This is a genomic window from Streptomyces sp. NPDC054813 (genome assembly GCF_053611365.1).
In genome coordinates this window covers 349,425-369,284 of record NZ_JBSHAF010000010.1, presented here as the reverse complement: position 1 = coordinate 369,284, position 19,860 = coordinate 349,425, and the positions used below count along the sequence as shown (strand labels likewise).

Below are 19,860 nucleotides of genomic sequence, written 5' to 3'. Positions count from 1 at the left end.
CATGCCACGGCTTCGGCCGAGCCACCTCACACCCCCGGATCAACGCACCCGGAGCGATCCAACCACCTCGAAGATCATTTCGTTAGGAGTTCTAAGCCCGCAGGGAGCCTCCAGGTGCCCGAAACCACCCGCGGACGACGGCGGTTGGTGCTGGCCGTCTGCTGTCTGAGCGTTCTGCTGGTCAGCCTCGACACCACCACGGCGGCGGCTCGTCGAGAGGGTGCCTGCTCGCTGCTCGTACGTCGGTGCAGTTCGCGCTCAGTTCCCCACCGGTGTGGTCGAGCGGGCGTACTCCGTGGGCGTTCGGCCGAAGTGCTTCTTGAAGGCGCGGATGAAGTGGCTGCTGTCCGCGAACTGCCAGTGGGCAGCGAGTTCGGAGACGCTCAGCCGACCGGAGGGCGCGGTGAGGGCGAGCCGGGCCTCTTCCAGCCGCCGCCGGCGGATGTAGGCGGTCACTGGCTCTCCTGTTGCGGCGAACGCCCGCTGCAGGTTGCGTACGGAGACGTTGAGTTCACGGGCCAGCATCGTCCCGGACAGCTCGGGGTCGGCAAGGTGGCTGTCCGCGAGGTCTTTTGCGGCTTGTGCGAGGGCGGGAGCCAGCTGGGGTTCCGTGTCGTCGACCCGCTGCCTCGCCACCGCCTTGGCCAGCTCGATGAGTGTGCTGTGGGCGGCATGCACTCCCGCCGGCCCGAGGTCGGCGACTGTTTCGTAGATCATGTTCGAGTGGGCCACCAGCAGACGCACCTCGGCGCAGTCCGCCGGCCCGGTGACGCTCTGCCGTGCCCCGAGCAGCGGTTTGAGCATGGTGGCGGGCAGGACGAGGACCTTCGCCGTCGTGTCCGGCGGCGTCTCGAAGTGCAGGGGCCGTCCGATGTGGCGGAGCAGGAACTGCCCGGCCGTCACGGTCTGTTCGCTGCGGGCGAGCGGGGCACCCAACGTCCAGGAGCCGCGCTGCACGACATACATCCGCACCTGGTCCTCGACGCCGTCGAGGGGCCCCTCGGTCCGGATGGCCGACGCGCCGTGGAGATCGGTGACAGCCACGTCGCCCACCTTGGCGGCGCGGCTCTTGACCCGGAAATCACGGATCGTGGCCGGGCTGAAGGCCGGCAGCGGGAAGCCGTCGCCGATCTCCGTCTCCCAGCCGCTGCGGAAGGCGTCGAACGGTCGCGGCGTGGAGTCCGGGAGTGCGGAATCCGCGGAAGACGCCACGCCTGCCCCGTCGGCTTCCACTCCCGTGCCGTTCATCGACGGTCGCCCTCTCCGCGTTCGTCGCTCCGACGCCGTCTGGCGCCGGTGTTCTGCTCGGATGGCGCTGAGGTTCAAGCCGGTGCTGTGCCGATCTTCCTAGGCTTCGAAGGCAGGGACAACCCCCATTCAGGCCCGGTGCATCGCCAGGAGGAGACGCTTGTGCGCCAACACAATTCCGCCCCGGTGGCCGTCATCACGGGTGCCGGTACCTGCATCGGAGCCGCGACCGCGCTCCGATTCGCCGTCGGCGGATACCCGGTGGCGCTCGTGGGCCGCACTGAGGCGACCCTCCAGCAGATCACCCAGGAGGGCCCGGAGGGTGCGGAGAAGCATCCCTGGGCTGCGGACGCCCGGGGCGCTCGGCCACCTGACCGAGGCCGCCACCCGTGCCGACATCGCACACGCTCTCAATGCGAAACCGCAGCGGCCCCCAGCGGCAACTGGCCGAGCACTGGGCTCTCGCCGACGCGCTGAGCCTGTTGCGCCAGACCGGCGCCCTCACTTGACCCAGAACATCCCGCCCCGGGGGACTGCGGGCCGACCGCCGTTCGCGAAAGTTCGATCTTTTCGCCCGCTGAGACGCGCGGCTGACAACATCGCTTGATGCATGAGGAGTTGGAGTTTTCCGATGGCTGAGGACAAGTTCACGGGCAAGGTCGTCATTGTCACCGGCGGTGGATCGGGCATAGGCGCGGCCACCGCTCACCGCTTCGCCGCCGAGGGCGCCACGGTGGTGATCATCGGCCGGACGCAGGCGAAGCTGGACAAAGTGGTGTCCGACGCGCCAACGGGCTCGACACTGACCGCCCGGGTCGGCGACGTCTCGAACGAGGAGGAGATCACCAGGCTGGTGGACGCCGTGGCCCATGACCACGGCCGCTTGGACACTTTGGTCAACAATGCTGCGACGTGCGAACCGTTGGGCTCCGTATCCGACATCGATGCGACCGGCTGGCGACGGGTCATGGCCACCGATCTCGACGGAGTCTTCTTCACCTCCAGGGCCGCACTTCCGCATCTGCGTGCCGTGGGCGGCAGCATCGTCAATGTCGGATCCGCATCCGGGCTCGGCGGTGACTGGGGCCTGGCCGCGTACGACGCCGCCAAAGGCGCGGTGACCAACCTGACCAACGCGATGGCACTCGACCACGGCGCGGAAGGCGTGCGGGTGAACGCCGTCCATCCCAGCATGATCTCCACCGACATGACCGCCGGGTTCCTGCAGAACGACGGGATCGTCGCCGCTGCGCTCAACCGTGTACCGATGCGACGCTTCGGCGATCCTGCCGAGGCAGCTTCCGTCATCACATTTCTGGCCGGTCCGGCCGCGAGTTTCGTGAACGGGGCTCACATCCGCGTCGATGGTGGCCTCGGCGCCTCGAACGGCAATCCGCACATCGCGTAACGCCGCGACGTGCGAGGCCGATCGCCGCGGTCGTCAGCGGAGGCGCCAGACAGGGCTGAACCAACGTCCCGGGCGAAGGCGAGCATGCCGGCGCCGATGACCTGCCGATCTGCTCCTGGAAGACCTTGCGACTACGGGCGGTTCTCCACTTGCTCCAGTTCGTTTCGGACGAGAGATACCGGCGGATGATCGGCGCCCAGCTCGAGGACGGGTAGCCGCAGGGATCAGAAGTGCTCCTCCCGCCTCTCGGCCCTGTCCAGTGGCCTGGACTTGTTTTGCGTTCGGGGTGCCGGCGAAGAAGCGCGTGCGCGTCCGGGCCATCTGTCCTTCGGCGAACCGGCGGATGCCGCCACGGCGGTGGATGCTCTCGGCGTGATGCCGGTGGCGGCTGCCGTGGGTGTGGGCTCGGTGCGGCTCTGGATCAGGGAGGCGGCCGCGGCGATGAGGGCCATGGCGATGGCCAGGGTGAAGACGATGACCAAGCCGTCGTGGAAGGGCCGGGAGATCAGGTGGGGGAAGAAGTCTCGTCCGGTCAGGTTGGCGGCGTTGGCCCTTGGCAGGTGGCCGAGGATGGTCGGGCCGAGGAGCTGCTGGATGGGGTTGTAGCCGAGGAAGGCGGCGAACAGGACTCCTACCGGCGGCAGCGTGGCAACGATGTGGGCGGCTGGGGCGGGCACGCGCTGGGCGGTGAGGCCGGAGCTGAGGGTGTGCGGCAGAGAGCCGGCGAGCCCGGCGACCATCAGGGAGAAGAAGACGCCCATTGACAGCACCGTGCCGGCGTTCTGGAAGGTGGCGCGCATGCCGGAGGCGGCGCCGCGGGCGTCCGGCGGAACGCTGGACATGATGATCGAGGTGTTCGGCGCTGCGAACAGCCCGTTCCCGAGGCCGTTGAGCAGGACCAGGACTGCGAAGAGGCCGTAGGGGAAGTCGGTGGGCAGGAGGAGGAGCCCGGCGAAGGAGGCGGCCATCACGAGGCATCCGGCGACGGCGAAGGGCCGGGCGCCGAATCTGTCCGACAGGGCTCCGGACACCGGTCCGGCCGCGAGGAAACCGAGGGTGAGGGGCAGCAGGTAGATGCCTGCCCACAGCGGGGTGTCGGCGAAGTCGTGGCCGTGGAGCGGCAGCCAGATGCCCTGCAGCCAGATGATGAGCATGAACTGCAGTCCGCCGCGGGCGATCGCGCTCAGGAGCGTGGCCGCGTTGCCGCCGGTGAAGGCGGCGTTGCGGAACAGCCGCAGCGGGAACATCGGTTCGGCGACGTTCGCCTCCACGATGCAGAAGGCGGCCAGGGTGAGCGTGCCGCCGATGAGGCCGGCGAGTACCCACGGGTCGGTCCAGCCCATGGTGTGTCCGCCGTAGGGCTGGATGCCGTAGGTGATGGCGGCCAGCAGTGCCGTCAGCCCGGCGGCAAAGGTGAGGTTGCCCCACCAGTCGATTCGTCCCGGGGTGCGGGTGCCCGTCTCGTGCAGCGACTTGTACGCCCAGACGGTGCCGATCAGTCCGATCGGCACGTTGACCCAGAAGATGGAGCGCCAGTTCCACTCCACGAGCGCGCCGCCGAGGACCAGGCCGATGAACGTGCCGGCGATGCCGACGACCATGTTCACGCCGAGGGCCATGCCGCGCTGCCTGGCGGGGAAGGCGTCGGTGAGGATGGCGGTCGAGTTGGCCATCAGCATCGCGCCGCCGACGGCTTGCACGATGCGCCATCCGATCAGCCACAGCGCACCGGCCGAGCCGTGCAGCGGGTCGGCGGAGAGGATCACCGAGGTGACGGTGAAGACGACGAATCCCGCGTTGTAGATGCGTACCCGGCCCCGCATGTCGCCGAGTCGGCCGAGGGTGACGACCAGCACGGCGGTGACCAGCAGGTAGCCCATCAGCATCCACAGCAGGTAGCTGACGTTGCCGGGCTGGAGCGGGTCGAGACGGAGGCCGGTGAAGATGCCGGGCAGCGAGATCAGCACGATCGAGCCGTTGACGGTCGCGATCAGCACGCCGAGCGTGGTGTTGGTCAGCGCCACCCATTTGTAGCGGGGGTGGTCGGCGCCGATCCAGGTACGGCGACCGCGGGACCGGACGCCGGGGGCGGTGCCCGTAGGGCGGGGGGTTTGGTCGGTGGTCACCGGCGGTCCTCCCTCCTTGCTTCCTGTGGGACCTTGCTTCCTGTCGGAAGAGGGGGTCAGTTCACGGTTGCCGGGCTGAGCGCGGGTATGGCCGTGAAAGTCGTCCAGGGAGCGCGGTCGACGACCAGGCGGCGCAGCGTACGTACCTGGCGTGGTGCGTTCCAGCCGAGTACGCCGACCACCCTCCCGTGGTGCCCGTAGGCGGCGGCGAAGTGGCCGTCCGACGGATCGCCGTGGACGAACCGCAGCTCCGCACCCGGCGGGAAGATCCCGTACGCCTGGATCCTGGTGTCGTACTGGTCGGTCCAGAAGTAGGGAACGGGAGCGTACGGGGTGGCGTCGCCGAGCAGGTTGCCCGCCGCGGCCATGGCCTGTTCGGTGGCGTTCATCCGGTGCTCGAGGCGCATGCGGGTGCCGAAGTGCGGGTTGGGCCAGGAGGCGACATCGCCGGCGGCGTAGATCCCGGGTGCCGCCTGGCAATGCGCGTCGCACTCCACCCCGTCTCCCAGGCGCAGGCCGGAACCTTCCAGCCAGCCGGTCGCGGGCGCGGCACCGAGGGCCAGGACGACGACGTCGGCCGGCAGCGTGGTGCTGTCGCCGAGTTCCACTCCGGTCACCCGGCCGCCGGCCCCGCGCAGCCTGCGTACCGGCACCCCGCAACGCAGGCGGGTTCCGTGGTCCCTGTGCAACTCGGCGACGAGCGCACCGATCCGGTCCCGGAACGGGCGCCGCACCGGGACGGGTTCCGGCTCGGCCACGGTCACGTCCAGGCCCAGCGCCCGGGCGGCCGCGGCCACCTCCGTGCCGAGGAACCCGGCACCGACGACGACCACCCGGGGCCCGGCGAGCAGCGCGGCGCGCAGGGCGATCGCGTCGTCGAGCGTGCGCAGCACATGGACTCCGGCCAGGTCGCTGTCGGGCAGGCGCCGGGGAGCCACGCCGGTGGCGATGACCAGCGCGTCGAAGCCGACGCTCGCGCCGTCGGCCAGGCGCACCCGACGGCCCGGGACGTCCAGGGTGACGGCGCGCTGTCCGAGCCGCAGATCGGCCTTCAGCCGGTCGAGATCCCGAAGGGTGCGCAGGGTGGCCCGTTCGGGCTCCCAGGCGCCGGTCAGGATCTGCTTGGACAGCGGCGGCCGGTCGTACGGCGGACGGGACTCCTCGCCGATCAGGGTGAGGTGACCGTCCCAGCCTCGGCGGCGGATGGTCTCGGCCGCGGCCAGGCCGGCGGCCGAGGCCCCCACGATGACGATCCGGTTCACTCCTTCGTCTCCTGTTCTTCCAGCCAGATCGCCTGGGCCGGGCAGAGGGCGGCGGCCTGCCGGACGTCGTCCGCCAGGCCCTCCGGCGGGGTCGCGGCGAGCAGGACGACGATGCCGTCCTCCTCGCGCTGGTCGAACACCTCCGGCGCGCTCAGCACGCACTGGCCGGAGGCGACGCACTTGTTCTGGTCGACGATCACCTTCATCGGATCCTCCTTTCCTGCACGGCACTTGGCCGCGCTCACCAGGTGACGGGCAGCTCGTAGACGCCGTAGACGCTTCCGTCGTGCTTGAACGGGATCTCGTCGAGATCCACGGCGAGCTTCAAGGTGGGGATGCGGCGGTACAGGGTGCTGTAGACGACCTGCAGCTCCACGCGGGCCAGCGGTTGGCCCAGGCACTGGTGGACGCCGAAGCCGAAGGCCACGTGGTGGCGGGGGTTGCGGTCGATGTCCAGTTGGTCGGGGGCGGGGAAGGCGGCGGGATCGCGGTTGGCGACGTCGTTGGCGAGGACGACCCCGTCGCCGGCCAAGATGGTCACGCCGTCGGCCTCGATGTCCTCCAGGGCCACCCGGCGCCGTCCGCTGTGCACGATGCTGAGGTAGCGCAGGAGTTCCTCGACCGCCGAAGCGACCAGCTTCGGGTCGTCACTCTCGCGCAGCCGGGCCAGCTGGCCGGGGTTCTGCAGCAGGGTCAGGGTGCCCAGCGCGATCATGTTCGCGGTGGTCTCGTGCCCGGCGGTCAGCAGCAGCATCCCCATGCCGGCCGCTTCGTGCCGGGAGAGCTCGTCGGCCCTGACCCGCTCGGCCAGCCTGGAGAGCACGTCGTCGGCCGGGTGGGCGAGTTTGACGCCGATCTGCCGGTCCAGGTAGTCGAGCAGTTGCTGGGTGGCCACCCGCGCCTGCTCCACGGTGCTGGTTCTCTTGACCAGGATCTTGCTGTTGGCCTGGAAGAAGTCGTGGTCGGCATACGGGACGCCGAGCAGCTCGCAGATCACCAGTGACGGCACCGGCAACGCGAACGCCTGGACCAGGTCCGCCGGCCTGGGCCCGGCGAGCATGGCGTCGATCAGACCGTCGACGATCTTCTGAACGGCCGGCCGCAGCGCCTCCACCTGCCTGATGGAGAAGGTCGCGGTCACCATCCGGCGGAGCCGGGCGTGCTCCGGATCATCCATGTTGATGAAGGTCCGCGACTGCCTGCGGCGCTCCCGCTGGGCCGGGCTCAGATGGGGGTAGTGCGGGCGGTCGCTCTCCGAGCTGATCCGGGGATCGGCCAGCAGAGCCCGTACGTCGTCGTAGCGCGTGACCAGCCACGGGGTGCTGCCGTCCCACAGCCGGACCCGGCTGATCGGAGCCTGGTCCTGCAGAGTGTGCAGAGCCGGCGGCGGATCGAAGGGGCAGCGGGCAGCCCGGGCCATGGGGTAGTCCGGTACCTGCGCCGACGGCACATCGGTGCCGGATGCCGAGAAGGTGCTCATGGTTCCCCGCCCTTTCCGTAGTCGGATATGGGGGCAGTGCCGGGACCGGGCCCGGCGCGCGTGGCGCGACGGAGCAGGTCCCGCCTGCAGGAGGAGACACCGAAGAGCGCAGCCAGGAGGCTCAGGAGGGTGATTCGCCGCCGGAAACGCGGGGTTGTGGCGCCGCTTGGAGCATCCGCCGCACGATGGGCAGGGCCGTGCGCATGGCCTCGCCCAGCGCCCGCGCATCCTGCTCGGGCAACGCGGCCAGCATGTCGGCCACCCGGGCACGCTGCGCGCCCCGGCGCTCGGCCATCAGCTCTCGCCCGGCGTCCGTGATGGCAACGAGGCGGACCCGCCCGTCCTCGGGATGGCCCACTCGAGTGGCCAGACCGTGGTCTTCCAGCCGCTGCACCAGGACGGTCATCGACGGTTGGGCGATACCCTCCGCCGCTGCCAGCGCGGTCAGCCGGATCGGACCTTCCTGCTCCGGCCGGCTGAGCGCCGCGGCGGTGGTCAGACTCATACTCTGCCGCTCCGATAGAAGGTGTCTGACCATCCCGGTGGCCAGCTCGTTCAACGCCGCCGCCACCTCCTGGTGACCCTCTTCGGGTGTCTCATCCATATCTCCACCCATATCAGCTTTCTATATAACTTGTCTATATTCTCTACCTATATAGGCGAATTGTATAGAAGGGTGATATGGGTGCACCGTAGCCTCTTCAAGGTTCTGGTCACAGCCCAGGCGCCACGTTGGCGCCGGAAGAAGATGATGATCGTGAGCTGCACCTACGCCCCAGAGGCACCCCCACGGCAGGGCCCCAACGCCGTGCAGCAGGCCGGCCCACTGAACTTCCAACTGAGCCGCGACCCGGGCACTCGGCGAGTGCACGTCGAGGTGTCCGACGGAGGCCCTGCCGCCACGGACGGCGACTGGGCAGGCAGCTGCACCCCCGACGAGCACGGCCGCGGACTGGAGATCGTCGATTCCCTGCTCCAGCGTGACGGTGTCGGGGCCGAGTCCGAGGTAGACCAGGATCGCCTCGTGCTTCGGGCGGAGGATCACCGACGCCACGTTCACCAGCCGCCGGTAGGCGATGTAGTGCCGTTCGCTGGGGCAGTCGTTGCAAGGCCACGCGATCGTGATGGGAGAAGCTGGCCGCGATGCAGACCATCCGCGGCCGACGCCAGTCGATGGACTCGGCGGCCTCCGGTCCCCACACTTTCCGGACGAGCGCCTCGATTTCGTGGTGCGCCGACTCCAGCCAGGGCAGGTAGGAGACGGCCTGCGACAGCACGCCGCTGTCGGAGCCCTTTTTGTACTCGACATCACCGACCGCAGGAGCCAGGACATCAGCTCTGAACTGCGACGGTTCGTAGAGCACATGTCCGGGAGGGGGGAGTTGAGGCCGTTGTCGTAGCCCGACCAGCTGATCTCAAGCCGGGGCCCTGCCGCGGGCAGGCGGCCGTGGCTCAGTCACGGCCCTCCGCCGGTCATTCGCCGGCTCACCGGGGAGCCCCCGCTCCCGGCCGCACGGCAGCTCAACCCGCTTTTGCCGGGTCAATCCCGTACAGCGCAGCGGCGGCCACGGCCTGCTTCACGCCACAAGCCTCCTGCTCGTCGGCCGGGGCAGCCCACAGTGGTATCAGGCGGGACGCGGAGGACGAGGAGTCCATACGCAGGTAGTGGCAGGCACCGTTGATACGCAGGGCGACGACGTATACGTCACCGCCGTCAGCCTTGCCGGAGACCACGCTCACGGTGTCCCCGGCGGCGACCAGCCGCTTGTCCTTCAGGAAATCCACGGCGCCCTGCGTGGTATGCGCATATCCCGCGGTCTCCATCTGCCGATACGCGTATGCGCCGGTGGGCTGTTGCGTGAGCAGCGCGCCCATCTGCGCCGCGAGGCTGCCGGGCTTGCCATCGGTCCGCGAAGCCGGGCAGGTCATGGCGGATTGTTTCACGCTGTGTGCACCGAAACTGAACGTGTAGCGGTAGCAGCGAACCGGATAGGCGTCTGCGGCTACGGTCTCGGCGCTGGGGGGCACTAGCCCCAGCATCACCGTTGCCGCGTGGACGTTGTCGCCGGGCTGACCCTGTGCCGTGCCGGCGCTCAGCAGCACTCCGCCGTGTGCCTCGACCTGGGCGACCAGTGTTCCCTCGGTGAACTGCCCTCCGAAGGTGTGCCCCGGCGAGAAAAAGCCCGCGGTCAGGTCTCGACGTAGGTTCTGGGCGAGTTCTGCGGCCTGCGCGTCGACGGCAGACGTGTCCGGAGCGTTGATCCTCTGATAAAGCAAGGTGCCAGCCACTCCCGTGGCTCCGGCGACGAGTGCGGTCACCGTGAACAGCAGAACCCGCCACCCGGCGCTGCGCTGTCGCGCCTGACCGGAACCACACCGCCGGCTCGGCTGAGCCCCCACAGCGTGCGTCGTCATGTCTCTCTTCCCTGTCGGCAGGACGTCTCGAATACCTAAGCGATCTTGCGTTTGTGAGCTGTGGTCGCTGCGAGCGCTGCTGCTCGTCGGTTGCCTGGTCGACGGCGGCGCGGAGCTCTCGGGGGGAGGTGCCAACAGGCATGTCCTCGTACTTGGCCGAGCGCCCGATCGGCACGATGCGGTTCAACTCGGTGATCACGGCGTGCCAGGCGGGGAGCCGAGGAGCGGCTGGCCGACAGTTGCCTCACCCGAGTGGCGCCGCATGGAGCGTCGTTGGCTCAGCTGGGCATGCGCACGGTCTCCCACTTGGTGTTGCGCTCCTCGCGCACACCGATCTGGATCAGTGGCCCCAACCGCAGTCCGGAGCAGCCGCGGCTCTCTGCCCGGGAACACGACAGGCGGTACTGCGGCCCCCAGATACCGTCGCCTTTCCACTTCACCATCTCCGCTCCGCATTCCGGGCACGGGTCGTACGGCCCGCCGGGCACCTTCCGCACCGGGTGCCGGAAGATGCGCGGCTCGGTGAACACCACCGGCAGCTGCTCCGTCTCGATCGCCTCACGCGGCAGGGCCAGACCGTAGTACTCGCCCGTGACCCGGTAGACGTCTTCCTCGTCGGGGACGACCGGCCCGGAGTCATCCGGGTCCTCTGGATTGTCGATGACCTTCTCCAGCTCCGCCTCGGCCGCCAGGCGGCGCGTGAGCGGGTGGCCCTCCTGGCCCTTACCGACCCCGCCCTCGCAGTAGGACCAGTCGTGCTTGCCGTCGACGGAAGCGCGGATGGTGGGCGGGTCCATGCCGTTGTCGGTGATCTCGATGCCCGTGACGCTGGACCACATACGACGGCCACGGTCGTATCGGTACCACTCGCTCGGGCACCACGGCGGCTCGATGGCAAAGGCCCAACCGGTGCCCGTCTCGCCGATGACAGCGTGGTCCGGCAGGCTCCCGACGCCGCGCGAGTTCGCCTCGACTTGCCGGAAGACTTCCGGAGACATCACGATGCCATGCTCCGGGGCAAGCATCCACGCCAGCTCGGTATGCGTGACGCCGCGCACGAACGTGATGGCGCCGCCCTCACCGATCAGACGGGATATCCACCCGATGTCGTGGTCACTCATGGCCAGGGATCGTATCCGGCACCACTGACAGCCGGCGGGCCGTCTGTGGCTGAACGGGTGCGTCGCAGCCGCTGCATTGCTGCTGGCGGGCCTGCGCAACGTGCCCACCGGCCGAACCTGCCGGCTGCCCCGTGACGCCCATGCGGGCCAGGGGGTTATCGGAGTCTGTGCACACGGATGGACTCGGCCACCGAGTACCTCACTCGTGGTTCTCGCACCGTCTGCAACCGTCAGTCCGGTACCGCACAAGGGCCTGCGCATTGCTCGCGCGGAGATCAAGGGCACCCTCACGGTGACCGACCCGAAGGCATTCGTCACCGCCCTCACCCACGGCATCGGCCACGCGCGTGCCTACAGTTGCGGACTAATCCTTGTGCGCTGAAGGTTCACCGTGCTTCCCGTGCCCGCGGGGATGGTCCCTCGTACCTCGGGTACGTCTGCTCGTCCTCATAACGAAGGGAGTGAGGGTGATTTGCCCTCGAGGCCGGAGTGAACCGGGCGGGGTGTCTCTTACCGCGCCCGGTGACGCGGGTGCCGCTTTGGAAGTTCCAGATCAGCGCACTCGACCCCGTGGTTTCAGCGGCGTCGGCGGCAGTTCCGGGGCCGGGAGAGGCGCTCCGTCATAACCCTTCACTTCCCCAAATCGCGACCCGTTCATCCAGTCCTCGCGAGCCTGCTTGATATCGTCCTGAGTGCGCCCGACGAAGTTCCACCACATGATGAGCTCCTCCTCGAACGGCTCGCCGCCCAGGAGCATGATCGCCGCGTCCGACTCGGCGCGCAGCGGCAGTTCGGCGCGGCCGCAGCCGAGGTAGAGCATCGAGCCCGGGACCACCGGTACGCCGTCGACGCTCACCTCGCCGGACATCGCCAGCACGCCGTACTCGAAGTCAGGCTCCAGGGGCAGCCGCAGATCCGCCCCCCGCGTCAGCGCCAGGTCGGCCCCGACGATCGGGGTGAACGTCGTACCGGGCGAGGCCGCGCCGTCGAGGGAGCCGAGGATGACCGTCGCGGTGAGGCCGGGTGCGGTGACCGTCGGCAGGGCGGGGTGGTGCTCGAACTTCGGTTCGACGTGCCGGTGGGAGTCGGGCAGCGCGACCCACAGCTGGGCGCCGTGCAGGTACCGGGCGTGCGGCCTGGGGCTCTCCTCCGAGTGGCTGATCGCCTGGCCCGAGGTCATCAGCCCGAGCTCGCGCGGACGGATCGTCTGCAGGCTGCCGGTCGAGTCGCGGTGCAGCACCTCGCCCTGGTGCAGCCAGCTGACCGTCTGCAGCCCGATGTGCGGGTGCGGCGGGACCTGCATCCCGGACTCGTCGGCGATGTCGTCGGGGCCGTAGTGGTCGACGAACGCCCAGGCGCCGATCATGCGGCGGCCGAGGTTCGGCAGCAGCCGGCGCACCTCGGTCGACTCGCCGAGTTGCACATGGCGGGGGCTCAGCAGCTCGCGGACGGGTTCGGCGACGACGAATCCGCGGCCACCGCACACGCTCGGGACGGGCGCACGGTCAAGGTTGCTCATGCCACCCAACTTAGCGGCCGAACGTCCCGGTTGCCGAGCGGTCAGCCGGGCGTGCGGAACCCGTCCCTCACGTTGCCGAAGACCGGGCGGTACGCCTGCCACTCGGCGTCCGGTGCGCAGAGATGGATGTCGTACTCCGGGCCGCCCTCCCTACGATCCCAGGCCCCGGCCTCTCCCTGGTGTGCGGTGGTTCACCGGCGCGTACGTCAGCGGGCTGTCAGCTTCCACAGATGGTCGGCGGTGCCGTTGTCGTCCCACTGGAGTACCTGGGCGCCGGACGAGGTACTCATGCCGGTCACCCCGAGCAGCAGCCCGCTGTTGTAGTTGGCGATCTTGTAGTAGCCGTCGCCGGACGGGATCAGCTGCCAGAGATGGTCGGCGGTGCCGTTGTCGCCCCAGACCAGTGCGGTGCCGCCGGCACCGGTGCCCGCGTTGGTGATGCCGAGGAGCAGTCCGCTCGCCTGCTGCTGGATCTTGTAGAGGCCGCTGCCGGCGGCCACCAGGGTCCAGTTCTGGTCGGTGCCCGTGGTGGCGGTGGCCTGGACGACCGCGGTGCCCTGGGCGGTGCCCGCGCCGCTGGTGTCCAGGGCGAGGCCGCTGTTCCGGTTGGTGATCCGGTAGCGCCCGGCCAGCGAGGTGGCGGTGCCGCTCGGGGTGACGGTCAGGTGGTAGCCGTCGGAGGCGTTCATGGTCACCGGCATGGTGATCGAGCCGCCGCTGACCGGGTAGTCGGCGTCCGAGACCGTGATCGGTCCGGATACGGCGGTCGTACGGCCCTTGGACGGGGTGTACTCCAGCTTCACGTGCACGGTGCTGCCGAAGGCCGGCAACGACGATAGTCCGTTGACGGTGACGGCGCACGAACCGGTGCAGCCGCCGGCGACCACGCTGATCTGGTTGCCCGCGCCGTTGCGGGAGGCGAAGCCGTCGATGCCCGTCTGCGCCGGGGGTGTGGTGACGAGCATGTTCCCGGACATGTCGCCGTACCACTTGTACAGCCAGTACGCCCCGTTAGGTGAGCCGCCGGTGTCGGTGAGGGTGTCGCCGAGGGTGCCGTAGTGGTTCCAGAAGGCGAGTTCGGCGTCGTGCACACCGGCCCGCTCGAACTTGGCGACATAGCTCGCGAGCGGTCCGGGGACGCCGACCTCACTCGTGGTGCCGTACTCCTCGATGGCGATCGGGCGGGGGCTGATGCCGAGGCCGGTCTCCAGGGCGCGGTAGGCGGCGACATGGGCGGCGATGTTCTGCGAGCCCTGCAGCTCGTGCCAGGCGATGATGTCGGGGACGGTGCCGCTCGCCTTGGCGTCGGTGAGGAACGTGCTCATCCAGCTCTGGTTCCACGCCGAGTAACTCGGGCCCTGGATGGGGGTGTTGGAGTCCTTGGCGCGGACCTCCTTGTACGTCGTAGCCCACCCGGAGTCGAAGCTGCCGGCCGCCGAGGTGTCCCAGGTCCAGTCCGGTTCGTTCCACAGCTCGTAGGCGGCGACGTTGGTGGCCCCGGAGGACTTCACGGCCGCGACCTGCTTGTCCACGGCCGACAGCCAGTCGCTCCAACTCACCCACTTGTAGGGAAAGTTCGGATACCAGTCCGGCATGCGTACGACGACCTTGGCGCCGGCCCTGGCCGCCTCGGGGGCGACCACCAGGGCGTCACCGCCGGGGCTGGGCTCGCCGTTGGGCAGCTGGCTGCCGCCGGGTGCCATCTGTACAAAGGTGTTGGGCTTGAGCGGCTCGACCAGGCTGTCGGCCGGCACACTCGCGGTGTCCAGCCCGTACAGGCTGCCCGAGGCCACGTGCGTGACCGGGCGCAGGGTCTGGTTCGCGCTCACCACCAGGGTGGTGGCGGAGGTGGGGGCGGCCTGGGCGGGAGCGGCGGTGCCGAGGGTGGCGGTCAGCACCACGGCACCGAGGGCGGCTCTGAGGGGGATGCGGCTCATGGCATGGATCTCCTCGAAGAGTAGGGGAGTTGAAGGGCTCAGTCCTTCACCGCGCCCGCGGTCACGCCCGCGGCCACGTAGCGCTGGGCGAGGACCAGGAGGACGGCCGCGGGGACCGAGGCAACCACGGCGGTGGCCATGATCGCGTTCCACTCCTGGTTGTTGTTGCCGATGTACTTGTAGATGCCGAGCGTGATCGGCTTCCAGCTGCCGCCGCCGTCGAGAGTGTTGGCGAAGACGAAGTCGGACCAGGCCCACAGGAAGCCGAACAGTGAGACGGTGACGACCGCGTTGCGGCTCAGGGGGAGGACGACCGACCGGAAGGTGCGCCAGGTGCCGGCGCCGTCGATCCGGGCGGCCGAGATCAGCTCGCCGGGGATGCCCGACATGAACGCGGTGAAGATCATGACGCCGAACGGGACGGCGATGGTGGAGTCCGCGACGATCAGGCCCCACCAGGAGTTGAGCAGGCCGAGGTCCAGGAAGATGCCGTAGAAGCCCATCGCCATGACGATCCCGGGGACCATCTGCGCGATGAGGAGAGCCAGGCCCAGGGCGCCGGCGCCGCGCGGGCGCAGCTTCGCCAGTGCGTAGCCGGCCGGGGCGGCGAGGACGAGGGTGAGGGCGACCGTGCCGAGGCCGATGAGCAGGCTGGTGCCGAGGTAGGGCAACTGGTCGTCCAGGACGGCCCGGTAGCCCTCGAAGGTGGGGTGCAGCGGGAGCAGGTCGGGTGGGCTCTTGCGCATGTCCCGCTGCGGGGTGAGGGAGACGTTGACCATCCAGTACACCGGGAACAGCATCAGCGCGGTGAGGAGCAGGCCGAGAACGGTGTAACGGCGGTTCCTCGTGCGGGACTTCATGCCTCCTGCCTCCTCTGTACGCGGATGTACAGCAGGCCGAAGGCCAGGGCGATGAGGATCAGGATGTCGCCGACGGCCGCGCCGGGACCGAACCTGGGCAGCAGCGTGCCGAAGCCGAGCTGGTACGACCAGGTGGCCAGGGTGGAGGAGGCGTCGCCCGGACCGCCCTTGGTCATGATCCAGATCAGGTCGAACACCTTGAGCGTGTAGACGAGCCCGAGCAGCAGCGTGATCGCCGACACCGGGCGCAGCAGCGGGAAGGTGACCCGGCGGAACTGCTGCCAGGCGCCCGCCCCGTCCAGCGCCGCGGCCTCGTACAGCTCGCCGGGGATGTTCTGCAGGCCGCTGTGCAGGATCACCAGGTTGAAGGGGATACCGATCCAGATGTTGGCGACGATCACCGAGGTCAGCGCCCAGTCCGGCGAGGTAAGCCAGCCGACGGGGGCCACGCCGAAGAGGTGCAGGAAGTAGTTCACCACTCCCGACTCGCTGTTGAACATCCACGACCACGTCGATGCCGACACGATCAGCGGCAGCAGCCAGGGGACCAGGAACAGCGCCCGCAGCACGGTCGACAGCCTGAAGTGCCGGTTGAAGAAGACCGCGAGGGCGAGCCCGGTCGCGTACTGGAAGACGATCGACACGAGGGTGAAGACCATCGTGTGCCGCATCGCCGGCCCGAACGTCGGATCATCCAGCACCTTCCGGAAGTTGTCCCAGCCGGAGAAGGGTGCGTCGCCCGCCACGAAGGACCGGACGGTGTAGTCGCGCAGGCTCAGGTCGAGGTTGCGGTAGAGCGGATAGACGTAGAAGGCGCAGAGGTAGGCGAGCAGCGGTGCCACGAAGGCGAGCGCGGTCAGTCGCCGCCTGCGGCGCAGGGACCGGGCACCGGCCTCGCTCGCCTTTGCCGCGGCGGCGGGTGCGGGCCGCGCACGGTCGACCCGGGCGACGGTCATACCGGGCCTAGCCCTTCTGCGCGCTGGACTGGGCCGTGTTGAGCGCGTCCTGCGGGCTCTTGCTCCCTGAGAGCGCCGCCTGGACGGCCGTCCACAGGGGCTGCGAGATGGTCGGGTACTTGGTGCCGAGACCGCCGCTGGTACGGCCGCGGGCCGCCGCGACCGCCGCCACCCAGGGCTTCAACTCCACGTTTTTCTTGACCTGTTCGGCCTGTACGGCGGAGGTGGGCGCCACGTACATGAGCGTGGTGTCGGTGGCCAGCAGGCTGGAGCCGCTGGTCAGACAGGTGACGATCTTCTTGGTGATGCCGTAGCGCGAGGTGTCCTGCTGCACAGGCACGGTCACGAACTCGCCGCCCGTCGGCACCGGCGCCGAACCGCCGTTCTGGCCCGGGATGTTGATGACCCCGTACGGGAAGCCGGCCTTGTCGGCGTTGCCGAGCTGCCAGGTGCCGTTCTCGCTGAACGCGTATTCCCCGGTGGCGAACTCCTGCCAGCTGGTGGTCTGGGTGTTCTGCAGCACGTCCTTCGGCGCGTACCCCGAGTCCACCCACTGCTTCCACAGCGCCAGTGCCGCGGCTCCCTTGGCCGAGTCGAGCCTGGTGAGGTCGCCGCCCGCGCCCCAGAACCACGGCAGGAACTGGAAGCTGCCCTCCTCCGTGTTGATCGCCGAGAAGGTGATCCCCTTCTTCCCGGCCGCCTTCACCTTCTTCAGCGCGGCCGTGAGCGACGCCCAGTCCTTGACCGAGGCCGGGTCGACACCGGCGGCGGAGAGGACCTTCTTGTTGTAGTAGAGCGCGAGGGTGTTGGCGCCGATCGGCACGCCGTAGGAGGCGTTGTCGATCGTGCCGGCCCCGATGATGTTCTTCTGGATCGACGAGGTGTCCAGACCCAGGTCGCCGGTCTTGTTGAGGATCCCCGCCTCCACCAGCGTGGAGACGACCGGGTTGTCGACCAGCATCACGTCCGGCGCGTTGCCCTGCTGGGCGGCCAGCAGCGCCTTGTTGCCCAGGTCGGTGGTGTCGTACGCGGTCCGCTTGAGCTTCACCCCGGCGGCGGTGCCGCACGCGGTGACCCGCTTGCCCCACTCCGAGGAGGAGTCGAACTGCGGATACGGGTCCCAGAAGGTGTACGTGCCGCCGGCCCGGGACGACGATCCCGAGGAGCCGGAACCGCCACCGCAGGCGGTGAGGGAGGCGAGGGTGCCGAGGGCGACGGCGGTGACCATGACGGTACGGCGGGTGGGTATCACGGGGGTGACCTCGTTGTCGTAGGACGGGGTGTCTTCAGGAGGTGGGGAGCCAGACGCGCATGCTGCCGTCCTCGCGGTTGGCCCAGACGTGGTACGGGATCGCGGTCAACTCGACGGGCTCGCCGTCCTGTTCGGGACCGGTTTGGTCCGCGGTGGGGTACGGCCACCAGCCCCGGTCGGGGATGTGCCGCCGGTGTCCAGCGGCCACCACGGTGGTGACACCGCCGAGCAGGTCCGGGCGGTGCTTCACGGCCGGCGGACGGGTCGGGTCGAGGACGATGTCGTCCAGGCCGCCGCCCGGGTGGTCGACCTGCTCCAGGCAGTACACGAGCGGCCCCCGCTCGATCGCCACACAGCCGCGTACGGCGTCCACGCGCGGGTCGGCCGCGGTGAGCCGGGGTTCGAGGCCGAGTTCGAGGTGCACCCGGTCGCCCGGCTGCCAGGTGCGTGTCAGCCGCAACCAGCCCTGGTCCACCGGGGCGTCGGACCGGTCGTAGCTCTCCGTGCCGCACCGCACCCGGAAGTCCCGGCACCACTGCGGGATACGCAGGGACAGCGTCCAGAGGGTACCGGCCGGGGTCTCCTCGACGGTGAGGTCGATCGTGCCGTGCCAGGGGTAGTCCGTCTCCGCGCGGACCCGGACCCGGTCGGTCTCGTACGTGCCGGTCACGAACTGGTGGATCTGCAGGCCCTGTTCGTCGCTCGACGCCAGGTAGTGCGTCAGCGCGGCCAGCAGCCGCATCACGTTGGGCGGGCAGCAGGCGCAGCGGAACCAGCGGGTGCGGCGGGCCGACTGGTCGCCTCCGGTGTCGGTGTGGCCGTCCCGCACCTGGAGCGGGTTGACGTACAGCCACCGCTCGCCGTCCAGCGAGACCCCGGCCAGGAAGCCGTTGAACAGGGTGCGCTCGATCAGGTCGGAGTACCGGGCCTCGCCGGTGAGGAGGGCCAGCCGCCAGCTCCACTGCACCGAGGCGATCGCGGCACAGGTCTCGCAGTAGGCCCGCTCGTTGGGGAGTTCGTAGGGGTCGCCGAAGTCCTCCTTGTCGTGGTGGGCGCCGAGGCCGCCGGTGAGGTGCGTCTTGGTGGTCGTCATGGCCAGCCACAACCGCTCACCGGCCGCCCGCAGTTCGGCGTCTCCGGTCTCCGCCGCCAGGTCCGCGGCGGCCGCCAGCAGATACAACTGCCGTACGGCATGGCCCTCGACGTTCGTGGCCTCGCGCAGCGGGACCCGGTCCTGGCAGTAGGCCGCGCCACCGAGCAGACCATGGCCGTGCCGGTCCACGAAGTAGCCGGCCAGGTCCAGATAGCGGCGCTCGCCGGTCTCCCGGTACAGCTCCACCAGGGCGGTCTCGACCTCCGGGTGACCGTCGACGCCGTCGATGGGCCTGCCGCTGCCGGGAAGGCCGAAGACCGAGTCGACGTGGTCGGCGAACCTGATCGCCACGTCGAGGAGTTCGGTGCGGCCGGTGGCCCGGTGGTGGGCCACGGCCGCCTGGATCAGATGGCCCGCGCAGTACAACTCATGGCCCCAGCGCAGGTCCTGGTACCGCTCGCCGCCCTTGACCAGCTGGAACCAGGTGTTGAGATAGCCGTCGGGCTGCTGCGCGGCGGCCACCAGGGCGACGATCCGCGCCACGTCGGCGGCCAGTGCGGTGTCCTCCCCCTGGGCGAGTTGCCAGGACGCCGCCTCCAGCCACTTGTAGACGTCCGTGTCGACGAACGGGTACGCGCCCCGGAACTCGCCCTCGGCCGCGGCGCCCGACGACGCGGCGGCCGCCAGCCGCAGGTTGTGCAGGTTGCCGGCGGACTCCAGCAGGTCCGGACCCTGGGGGAGGGAGATCCGGGCGTTGGTGGTGCGGCGGTCGTGCCAGAAGCCGCCGTCGATGGCGACGGCCGCCGGGCGCAGCGCGGTGCCGGCGTCGGGGGTGGGACGGACGGGGCCGGCGGGTGCGGGACGGGCGGCGCGGGTGCGGGGCATGGCTCTCCGAGGGTGGGGAGGAAGTGAGTGCCTGGGCGATGACGGAGTCGAAATGTCGAACACCGTCCGGGACTTGGGGCGCGACGCGGCGTGGAACCACTGTGCGCAACCGTTTTCTCGCCGAGAAGTACAGGGCAGCCGAGGAGAGGGGTCAAGACGCCCGGCGCAGATTTTTCAACTTGCTCGGCGGGTCTGGCCCTTCACGCCGGTGACTGCGACGATGTGGGGCGGGGGGGGGGGCGGGGGGGGGGCGGGGGCGCCCCGAACCACACCCCCCCAAAAGTTTTGCGGGGGCCCA

The 19,860-nt window shown here is 69.6% G+C and carries 16 protein-coding genes and 1 pseudogene; 2 read left to right on the top strand and 15 right to left on the bottom strand.

Going from position 1 to position 19,860, the window contains the following annotated elements; genetic code table 11:
* Positions 1 to 258: 258 nt before the first annotated feature.
* Complete coding sequence (locus tag ACWGJB_RS22770) at positions 259 to 1,212, bottom strand: helix-turn-helix domain-containing protein (RefSeq protein ID WP_453381948.1); 954 nt, start codon at positions 1,210 to 1,212, stop codon at positions 259 to 261.
* A gap of 667 nt (positions 1,213 to 1,879) precedes the next feature.
* Between ACWGJB_RS22770 and ACWGJB_RS22765 the strand changes: the two genes are divergently transcribed.
* The gene (locus ACWGJB_RS22765; protein WP_453381947.1) at positions 1,880 to 2,656 is read left to right on the top strand and encodes an SDR family NAD(P)-dependent oxidoreductase; all 777 of its coding nucleotides are present in this window, start codon (positions 1,880 to 1,882) and stop codon (positions 2,654 to 2,656) included.
* Positions 2,657 to 2,880: 224 nt separating this feature from the next.
* On the opposite strand, the gene ACWGJB_RS22760 is transcribed toward ACWGJB_RS22765, so the two are convergent.
* From ACWGJB_RS22760 to ACWGJB_RS22725, 8 genes and pseudogenes are all read right to left on the bottom strand, one after another.
* Positions 2,881 to 4,782: an MFS transporter gene (locus ACWGJB_RS22760; protein ID WP_453381946.1), complete on the bottom strand. Its 1,902-nt coding sequence runs from the start codon at positions 4,780 to 4,782 to the stop codon at positions 2,881 to 2,883.
* A 56-nt stretch (positions 4,783 to 4,838) separates the two neighbouring features.
* Entirely contained in the window at positions 4,839 to 6,044 is a 1,206-nt protein-coding gene (locus ACWGJB_RS22755; protein ID WP_453381945.1) for an NAD(P)/FAD-dependent oxidoreductase, read from the bottom strand.
* A complete protein-coding gene (locus tag ACWGJB_RS22750; protein ID WP_453381944.1) occupies positions 6,041 to 6,250 on the bottom strand; it encodes a ferredoxin in 210 nt (69 codons plus the stop codon). The genes ACWGJB_RS22755 and ACWGJB_RS22750 overlap by 4 nt, the downstream gene beginning before the upstream one ends.
* Before the next feature lie 35 nt (positions 6,251 to 6,285).
* Positions 6,286 to 7,524, bottom strand: coding sequence for a cytochrome P450 (locus ACWGJB_RS22745; protein WP_453381943.1), 1,239 nt, complete (start codon positions 7,522 to 7,524; stop codon positions 6,286 to 6,288).
* Between the two features lie 121 nt (positions 7,525 to 7,645).
* Positions 7,646 to 8,128 carry a MarR family winged helix-turn-helix transcriptional regulator gene (locus tag ACWGJB_RS22740; protein WP_453381942.1) on the bottom strand — a complete coding sequence of 161 codons (483 nt, stop codon included), beginning with the start codon at positions 8,126 to 8,128 and terminating at the stop codon, positions 7,646 to 7,648.
* Positions 8,129 to 8,491: 363 nt separating this feature from the next.
* A pseudogene (locus ACWGJB_RS22735) lies at positions 8,492 to 8,831 on the bottom strand (hypothetical protein); the annotation flags it as partial.
* Between the two features lie 214 nt (positions 8,832 to 9,045).
* A complete protein-coding gene (locus tag ACWGJB_RS22730) occupies positions 9,046 to 9,843 on the bottom strand; it encodes a hypothetical protein (protein WP_453381941.1) in 798 nt (265 codons plus the stop codon).
* 374 nt (positions 9,844 to 10,217) lie between these two features.
* A complete protein-coding gene (locus ACWGJB_RS22725; RefSeq protein WP_453381940.1) occupies positions 10,218 to 11,060 on the bottom strand; it encodes a hypothetical protein in 843 nt (280 codons plus the stop codon).
* 205 nt (positions 11,061 to 11,265) lie between these two features.
* Between ACWGJB_RS22725 and ACWGJB_RS22720 the strand changes: the two genes are divergently transcribed.
* Positions 11,266 to 11,442, top strand: coding sequence for a type I-E CRISPR-associated protein Cas6/Cse3/CasE (locus ACWGJB_RS22720; RefSeq protein WP_453381939.1), 177 nt, complete (start codon positions 11,266 to 11,268; stop codon positions 11,440 to 11,442).
* A gap of 171 nt (positions 11,443 to 11,613) precedes the next feature.
* On the opposite strand, the gene ACWGJB_RS22715 is transcribed toward ACWGJB_RS22720, so the two are convergent.
* From ACWGJB_RS22715 to ACWGJB_RS22690, 6 genes are all read right to left on the bottom strand, one after another.
* Positions 11,614 to 12,579, bottom strand: a complete 966-nt coding sequence (locus tag ACWGJB_RS22715) for a pirin family protein (RefSeq protein ID WP_453381938.1) — start codon at positions 12,577 to 12,579, stop codon at positions 11,614 to 11,616.
* A gap of 206 nt (positions 12,580 to 12,785) precedes the next feature.
* Positions 12,786 to 14,516 (bottom strand): RICIN domain-containing protein, encoded by a 1,731-nt coding sequence (locus tag ACWGJB_RS22710; RefSeq protein ID WP_453381937.1) that lies wholly within the window; start codon positions 14,514 to 14,516, stop codon positions 12,786 to 12,788.
* A gap of 38 nt (positions 14,517 to 14,554) precedes the next feature.
* Entirely contained in the window at positions 14,555 to 15,376 is an 822-nt protein-coding gene (locus tag ACWGJB_RS22705; protein ID WP_453381936.1) for a carbohydrate ABC transporter permease, read from the bottom strand.
* Positions 15,373 to 16,332, bottom strand: a complete 960-nt coding sequence (locus ACWGJB_RS22700) for a carbohydrate ABC transporter permease (protein ID WP_453381935.1) — start codon at positions 16,330 to 16,332, stop codon at positions 15,373 to 15,375. The genes ACWGJB_RS22705 and ACWGJB_RS22700 overlap by 4 nt, the downstream gene beginning before the upstream one ends.
* 7 nt (positions 16,333 to 16,339) lie before the next feature.
* The gene (locus tag ACWGJB_RS22695) at positions 16,340 to 17,584 is read right to left on the bottom strand and encodes a sugar ABC transporter substrate-binding protein (protein ID WP_453381934.1); all 1,245 of its coding nucleotides are present in this window, start codon (positions 17,582 to 17,584) and stop codon (positions 16,340 to 16,342) included.
* 34 nt (positions 17,585 to 17,618) lie between these two features.
* Positions 17,619 to 19,562, bottom strand: coding sequence for a glycoside hydrolase family 127 protein (locus tag ACWGJB_RS22690; RefSeq protein ID WP_453381933.1), 1,944 nt, complete (start codon positions 19,560 to 19,562; stop codon positions 17,619 to 17,621).
* Positions 19,563 to 19,860 lie beyond the last annotated feature (298 nt).

Excerpts from the sequence above, each read along its gene's own strand:
- ACWGJB_RS22745 (WP_453381943.1), bottom strand. The coding sequence starts at position 7,524 with ATGAGCACCTTCTCGGCATCCGGCACCGATGTGCCGTCGGCGCAGGTA.
- ACWGJB_RS22750 (WP_453381944.1), bottom strand. The coding sequence starts at position 6,250 with ATGAAGGTGATCGTCGACCAGAACAAGTGCGTCGCCTCCGGCCAGTGC.
- ACWGJB_RS22765 (WP_453381947.1), top strand. The coding sequence starts at position 1,880 with ATGGCTGAGGACAAGTTCACGGGCAAGGTCGTCATTGTCACCGGCGGT.
- ACWGJB_RS22705 (WP_453381936.1), bottom strand. The coding sequence starts at position 15,376 with ATGAAGTCCCGCACGAGGAACCGCCGTTACACCGTTCTCGGCCTGCTC.
- ACWGJB_RS22740 (WP_453381942.1), bottom strand. The coding sequence starts at position 8,128 with ATGGATGAGACACCCGAAGAGGGTCACCAGGAGGTGGCGGCGGCGTTG.
- ACWGJB_RS22715 (WP_453381938.1), bottom strand. The coding sequence starts at position 12,579 with ATGAGCAACCTTGACCGTGCGCCCGTCCCGAGCGTGTGCGGTGGCCGC.
- ACWGJB_RS22725 (WP_453381940.1), bottom strand. The coding sequence starts at position 11,060 with ATGAGTGACCACGACATCGGGTGGATATCCCGTCTGATCGGTGAGGGC.
- ACWGJB_RS22690 (WP_453381933.1), bottom strand. The coding sequence starts at position 19,562 with ATGCCCCGCACCCGCGCCGCCCGTCCCGCACCCGCCGGCCCCGTCCGT.
- ACWGJB_RS22710 (WP_453381937.1), bottom strand. The coding sequence starts at position 14,516 with ATGAGCCGCATCCCCCTCAGAGCCGCCCTCGGTGCCGTGGTGCTGACC.
- ACWGJB_RS22700 (WP_453381935.1), bottom strand. The coding sequence starts at position 16,332 with ATGACCGTCGCCCGGGTCGACCGTGCGCGGCCCGCACCCGCCGCCGCG.